The organism is Rathayibacter sp. AY2B7, from assembly GCF_002931635.1.
Taxonomy (GTDB): domain Bacteria; phylum Actinomycetota; class Actinomycetes; order Actinomycetales; family Microbacteriaceae; genus Rathayibacter.
This window is the reverse complement of record NZ_PSUC01000174.1, coordinates 1-3,697: the sequence shown is the minus strand read 5'-3', so window position 1 is coordinate 3,697 and position 3,697 is coordinate 1. Positions and strand designations below refer to the sequence as shown.

Below are 3,697 nucleotides of genomic sequence, written 5' to 3'. Positions count from 1 at the left end.
GGGGCTCGCGAACGTGGTGACGCCGTCGACGTCCAGGCGGATCAGTCCGTCGGACGCGCGCGGCGCCCCGCGACGAGGACCGGTCGGCGCGCCCAGGTCCGGGAAGTCGCCCGAGGCGATCATCGAGAAGAGGTCGTTCGCGCAGTCGTTGAACGTCAGCTCCTGCCGGCTCGGCGTGCGCGTCTCGCTGAGGTTGGTGTGGCGCGTGACGACCGCGATGGGGCGGTCCGTCGTGCCGCCGTCGGAGGCGCCCAGGCGGCGCAGGACGGGCACCGCGCGCACGCGGGTGGGCGTCTCCTCGAACCAGTCCGGGGCGGAGGTGTCGACGATCCGCGCGGTCTCGAACGCCTCGACGACCTGGGCGCGCCACTCCGACTTGATCCTCTGCCCGACGAAGTCGCGGTAGAAGAGCGTCGCCGCGCTGCTGGGGCGCGCGTGGGCGACGGCGACGAAGCTGGCGTCGGCCGTGGGCACCCAGAGCACGATGTCGGCGAAGGCCAGGTCGGCGAGCAGCTGCAGGTCGCCGACGAGCAGGTGCAGCCATTCGACGTCCGCTTCGTCGGATCGGCCGTGGGAGAGGACGAGGTCACTGAGGGTCGACACCCGACAAGCCTAGGGCGCGGCCGGGCGGTGCACGCCGGGCTCGCTGTCCACAGCTCGGGACGGCCGACGATTATCCACAGTCTGCGCCTCTGCACTCCATGAGCATCCCTCGACTGCTTCGATGAGGTCGTCCTCGCGTGCCGACCCAGCGCGCCCCGCCCGTCGAGCAGAGAGGTGACCCGGACCCGTGAACAGCTCGTCCTGCCCCAGGAGATCGCCGCATGAGCCTTCCCCTCCACGCCTTCGACTACCGCACCCTCCCCCTCGACCCCGAGGCGGCCGTGGAGCGGCTCACCCTCGCGGAGTTCTTCGCCCCGCAGCCTGCGACCCGCGCGGAGCTGCCCGACCCGGAGCCCCTGCTCGCCCGGCTCACGCACCTCGTGATCGAGATCCTCGAGGGCTCGCGCGAGATCGACCAGATCGCGCGGTGGCTGAGCGACGAGGTCTACCACCACCTGCAGAAGCGGGTCGTGCTCGCGGCTCGCGCCCGCAGCCTGCGGAAGCGGACGGCGCAGCGCGTCCCGTTCACGGTCGGACGGGTGATCGTCACGGAGCCGCGGGACGGCGTCGTCGAGGGAGTCGTGCTGGTGCATCACCGCGCACGGAGCCGGGCCGTCGCGATCCGGCTCGAAGGCACGGACGCGCGCTGGCGTGCCACCGCGATCAACGTGCTGTGAGGAGCGGGTCAGCGCTCCCGGGCGGCCGCACCGGCCGGGAGCACGATCTCCACTCCCCTGTCGCGCAGGGCCTCCTCGAGCTCCGGGGGCGGCGGGGCGTCGGTGACGAGATAATCCGCGCGACCGAGCTCCGCGACCTGGGCGAAGAGCTTCCGGCCGAACTTGGTCTGATCGGCGAGGATCGCGACGCGCTCGCAGCGGGCGATCATCTCGCTCATCATCACCCCCTCCGCGAAGTTGCTGGTCGAGTAGCCGGTCTCGGCGGAGACGGCACCGACGGAGATGAGGCCGATGTCGCAGTGCAGATCGACCGCGGAGCCGGACTCCGAGAAGGCGAAGGCCACGGGCCCCACGGTCGACTGACCGCCCAGCCGCACGGCACCGCCGAAGACGAAGAGGTCGCGGCAGACCTTCGAGCCGATCTCGGCGGGGATGCGCAGATTGTTGGTCGCGATCGTCAGCTCGCGGTGGTCGTTCAGGTGGCGGGCGACAGCCAACGAGGTCGTGCCGGCGTTGAGCATCACGACGGCGCCGTTCTCGATCAGTCCCGCACCGAGCGCGCCGATCCGCTCCTTCGCGCCGCGTTGCAGTCCGAGCCGCACGTCGAGGCGCTTCTCGGTGGCCGGCATCACGGAGAGGGAGACCGCGCCGCCGTGGGTGCGGACGAGGTAGCCGTCGGCGTCGAGCTGGTCGAGATCGCGCCGGACCGTGTCCGCCGAGACGGCGAAGCGGCGGGCGAGAGCGGCCACCGTCACCTCCCCCGCCTCGGCCACGTAAGCCGCCAGATCGGCCTTGCGCCCTGCGGGGAGGCGCAGCGGAGCGTCGTTCGCGGACGGGGTGCGCTCGGTGACGGACATGGGGGCTTTCTAACACCGAGCCGCACGAACCTGCAACTCGACCGCCGGAAACCGCAGCGGTTCCGCATCGCTAGCCGCCGAATGTCGCACATTGCAGCAGTTTCCTGCCGTATCTTGCAGTCAAGTGCACGTGGAGCTACATTCACAGAACACAAGCGCACAAAGGCGCATACAACAGCAGAACACTGCAGAGTCGCAGAGGAGTCTCATGAGCAAGGGTGCTCGGATTAGAAGAGCCGTCGTCATCACCGTGAGCGCGGCGTTCGCCGCGACGATGGTCACCGGCTGCAGCCAGGGCGGGGGATCCTCCGACGCCGGAGGAGACGTCACTCTCGAATTCGCGCAGTGGTGGGAGCCGGAGCTCCCGGACGGCGCGCTCCGCGGACTGATGGACGACTTCGAGAAGGCCAATCCCGGCATCACCGTCGACCTCCTGAGCGGGCCGTACGCGTCCACCAAGGAGCAGCTCTTCGCCGGAGCGGCCGCCGGGACGATGTCCGACGTGGTCGGGCTCGACGGCGCGTGGATCAGCGACTTCGCGAAGCAGGGCGCGCTGGCCGACCTGGGCCCGCTCCTCTCCGACGCGGGCTTCGACGAGAGCCAGCTGTCATCGAAGGTCGTCGTCGACGACAAGACCGCGATGGTGCCGGTCGTCAACTTCGTCTACCCGCTCTTCACCAACGACGCGCTCCTCGCGGAGGCCGGCGTCACCGCTCCGCCCTCGACCCGCAGCGAGTTCGAGTCCGCGGCGAAGGCGATCACCGCTCTCGGCGACAACACGAGCGGCTGGGTCCTCCCCCTCTCCAGCGACGCTCCGAACGGCATCCAGAACGACGTCATGTCATGGGTGTGGGCGTCCGGCGGCAGCATGCTGAAGGACGGCGCTCCTGACCTGACCAACGACGACGTCACCAGCGCGATCGACTACATCGCCCAGCTGAACGAGGACGGCGTCATCGCGCCCGGGGCAGCGACGATGAAGGAGCAGGACAAGGTCGAGGAGTTCACGAACGGCCGTGTCGGCATGATGATCGACTCGCTCTCGCACATCGAGTCGATCCGCGAGTCCAACCCCGATCTGACGTTCAGCATCTCGGCCATCCCGGCCGAGGACGGCTTCAGCGGCGAGCGCGGCATCCCCTACGCCTCCTGGGGTCTGGGCGTCTCCGCCGCGAGCGAGCACCCGGCCGAGGCCGCGAAGCTCGTCTCGTTCCTGATGAGCTCCGAGACCAACTCGACCCTCTCCACCCTCGCGAACGCGTTCCCCGGCAACACGACGTCGACGCCGGACTTCTCGCAGAGCGACGACCTCTACAAGCAGGCCTTCGACATCTACTCGGCGGGCTACCCGGCGAACGAGTTCGTCGGGCTCCCGGTCGCCGAGCAGCTGATGCGCGAGTTCGACGAGCAGCTGCAGGGCGCCCTCACCGGCGACCAGTCGGTCGACGACGCCCTGGAGAAGGCACAGGAAGCCTGGCTCGGGGAGTTCTGACCTCTGTGACCCCCTCCCTCCCCACCGCGCCGCGGGGCGTCTCCCCCGCGGCGCGGTGGGGAGGGAGG

4 protein-coding genes are annotated in these 3,697 nt (G+C 69.9%); 2 read left to right on the top strand and 2 right to left on the bottom strand.

Translation table 11 applies throughout. The features are described 5' to 3' along the window. Positions 1-603, bottom strand: a 603-nt coding sequence (locus C5C27_RS16925) for a histidine kinase N-terminal domain-containing protein (RefSeq protein ID WP_181133580.1), incomplete at its 3' end; no start/stop codon positions are given. Between the two features lie 221 nt (positions 604-824). Between C5C27_RS16925 and C5C27_RS16920 the strand changes: the two genes are divergently transcribed. Further along, entirely contained in the window at positions 825-1,280 is a 456-nt protein-coding gene (locus C5C27_RS16920; RefSeq protein ID WP_219812326.1) for an Rv3235 family protein, read from the top strand. Positions 1,281-1,288: 8 nt separating this feature from the next. Here the strand turns inward: C5C27_RS16920 and C5C27_RS16915 are convergent, their stop codons facing one another. Continuing rightward, the gene (locus C5C27_RS16915; protein WP_104239351.1) at positions 1,289-2,137 is read right to left on the bottom strand and encodes a DeoR/GlpR family DNA-binding transcription regulator; all 849 of its coding nucleotides are present in this window, start codon (positions 2,135-2,137) and stop codon (positions 1,289-1,291) included. Positions 2,138-2,345: 208 nt separating this feature from the next. On the opposite strand from C5C27_RS16915, the gene C5C27_RS16910 reads away from it, so the two are divergent. Continuing rightward, positions 2,346-3,629: a sugar ABC transporter substrate-binding protein gene (locus tag C5C27_RS16910; RefSeq protein ID WP_104239350.1), complete on the top strand. Its 1,284-nt coding sequence runs from the start codon at positions 2,346-2,348 to the stop codon at positions 3,627-3,629. The last annotated feature ends 68 nt before the right edge of the window (positions 3,630-3,697 follow it).

Bases quoted from the DNA above. Each gene is read 5' to 3' on its own strand.
- C5C27_RS16920 (WP_219812326.1), top strand. From the start codon at position 825: ATGAGCCTTCCCCTCCACGCCTTCGACTACCGCACCCTCCCCCTCGAC.
- C5C27_RS16915 (WP_104239351.1), bottom strand. From the start codon at position 2,137: ATGTCCGTCACCGAGCGCACCCCGTCCGCGAACGACGCTCCGCTGCGC.
- C5C27_RS16910 (WP_104239350.1), top strand. From the start codon at position 2,346: ATGAGCAAGGGTGCTCGGATTAGAAGAGCCGTCGTCATCACCGTGAGC.